The 2310-nt window shown below is 74.0% G+C and carries 2 protein-coding genes and 1 pseudogene; all 3 read left to right on the top strand.

Annotation, left to right across the window (positions count from 1 at the left end):
• Nucleotides 1–520: pseudogene (locus ACFV6I_RS39170) on the top strand (hypothetical protein); the annotation flags it as partial.
• 202 nt (nt 521–722) lie between these two features.
• Nucleotides 723–1691, top strand: a complete 969-nt coding sequence (trxB, locus tag ACFV6I_RS39165; RefSeq protein WP_063348471.1) for a thioredoxin-disulfide reductase — start codon at nt 723–725, stop codon at nt 1689–1691.
• A 143-nt stretch (nt 1692–1834) separates the two neighbouring features.
• The gene (gene trxA, locus ACFV6I_RS39160; protein WP_063348470.1) at nt 1835–2161 is read left to right on the top strand and encodes a thioredoxin; all 327 of its coding nucleotides are present in this window, start codon (nt 1835–1837) and stop codon (nt 2159–2161) included.
• Nucleotides 2162–2310 lie beyond the last annotated feature (149 nt).

Genomic DNA, 2310 nt, shown 5'->3' with positions numbered 1-2310 from the left:
GACCGCCGCCCTGGCCGCCATCGCCCTCGGCGCAGCCCTGCTGCTGCACCCGGCCGGCCAGGACGACCAGCACCCGACCCTGTCCGCCGGCGCCCCCGCCTCCGCCTCCCTCGGCACCGGCGCAAGCCCCGGCACGGCGCAGAGCCCCCGCGCCGACCACGCCGCGGGAGCCGGCCCGGTGTACCGGGACGACCAGCTCGCCGCCCAGATCCAGCAGCTGCTGGCCCGGTCGGGCACCGCCCCCGGGCTGCGCCCGACCGGGCCCGCCAAGCCCTCCGCCGCGATGCCCGCCGACGGCCGCCAGGAGCTCACCACCCAGGCCTCCCCGCCGTCCTCCCCGCCGTCCTGCCAGGCCCTCGCCGAGGGCGTGCCGCTGGCCACCGACCACGGCAGCTACGCGGGCGCCCCGGTCGAGGTCCTGGTCTACCCGGCGCCCGGCCGGCCCGGGTTCGCGGACGTCTACCTGCGCTCCCCCGACTGCGGCCCGGTCGTGCTGCAGCGCACCGTGCCCACCCGTTGACGTCCCGGGGCGGGCGCCCAGGGGATCCGGGCTCCGTTCCCATGCGATCGACGAGCAGGGCGCCGCGCCGCTCCCACAGTGCGGTCGCCTGGTACTGATCCGCCTGGGAATGCGAGACACTGGTCAGTCGTTGTCCCGGGCGGCGGAGCAGAACCGCCCTCCCCGCACCTAGCGCGGGTCGCGATGCGAACCAGGAGATGCAGTGAGCGACGTCCGTAACGTGATCATCATCGGTTCCGGCCCGGCCGGCTACACGGCCGCGCTCTACACGGCGCGGGCCTCCCTCAAGCCGCTGGTCTTCGAGGGGGCCGTCACCGCCGGCGGCGCCCTGATGAACACCACCGAGGTCGAGAACTTCCCGGGCTTCCGGGACGGCATCATGGGCCCCGAGCTGATGGACAGCATGCGGGCGCAGGCCGAGCGCTTCGGCGCCGAGCTGATCCCGGACGACATCGTCTCGGTCGACCTCACCGGTGACATCAAGACCGTCACCGACTCCGAGGGCAACGTGCACCGGGCGCGCGCCGTGATCGTCACCACCGGCTCCCAGCACCGCAAGCTGGGCCTGCCGAACGAGGACAAGCTCTCCGGCCGCGGTGTCTCCTGGTGCGCCACCTGTGACGGCTTCTTCTTCCGCGACCAGGACATCGCCGTGGTCGGCGGCGGCGACACCGCCCTGGAGGAGGCGACCTTCCTCTCCCGCTTCGCCAAGAGCGTCACGATCATCCACCGCCGGGACAGCCTGCGCGCCTCCAAGGCGATGCAGGAGCGCGCCTTCGCCGACGAGAAGATCCGCTTCGAGTGGGACAGCGCGGTCGAGGCCATCCACGGCGACCCGAAGCTGAGCGGCGTGACCCTGCGCGACACCACCACCGGCGAGACCCGCGAGCTGGCCGTCACCGGCCTGTTCATCGCGATCGGCCACGACCCGCGCACCGACCTGTTCAAGGGCCAGCTGGACCTCGACGCGGAGGGCTACCTCAAGGTCGAGGCGCCCTCGACCCGGACCAACATCCCGGGCGTGTTCGGCGCCGGCGACGTCGTGGACCACACCTACCGCCAGGCCATCACGGCCTCCGGCACCGGCTGCTCCGCCGCCCTGGACGCCGAGCGCTACCTCGCCGCCCTGGACGACCTGGAGGCCAAGGCCACCGCCGCCGTGGCGGTCTGACCCCCTCGCCACCGACCGACCCCCGCGGGGGTGTGACACCCGTTTCACGTGAAACACCCCCGCCCCGGCCAGGGCGAAACAGAACGGGCCCGCCCGTTGTTCTCCTGGCAGCAGCCCCCTCCGTCCGAACCCGAGGAGTTCCCGTGGCCGGCGCCACCACCACCGTCACCGACGCGACGTTCAAGGCCGACGTCCTGGACAGCGACAAGCCCGTGCTGGTCGACTTCTGGGCCACCTGGTGCGGCCCGTGCCGCCAGGTCGCCCCGATCCTGGACGAGATCGCTTCCGAGCACAGCGACAAGCTGACCATCGCCAAGCTGGACGTGGACGCCAACCAGGCGACCGCCGCCCAGTACGGCGTCATCTCGATCCCGACCCTGATCCTCTACAAGGGCGGCGAGCCGGTGAAGTCCATCACCGGTGCCCGTCCGAAGGCCGCGCTGCTGCGCGAGCTGGACGGCTTCATCTAGGCCCTGTCCGGTCGACCGGTCGTCGACCGTACGGCGGGGCGGGGGGCCCCCCCCCCCCGGCGCCCCCCCCCCCGGGCCGCCCGCCCCCCCCCCCCCCCAACACCCCCCCCCCCCCCCGCCCCACCCCACCCCCCCCCCCCCCCCCCACC

The sequence above is a fragment of the Kitasatospora sp. NPDC059803 genome, from assembly GCF_042732255.1.
Classification (GTDB): Bacteria; Actinomycetota; Actinomycetes; order Streptomycetales; family Streptomycetaceae; genus Kitasatospora.
Note: the sequence above shows the minus strand (reverse complement) of the source record. Positions and strands in the feature narration are given on the sequence as shown.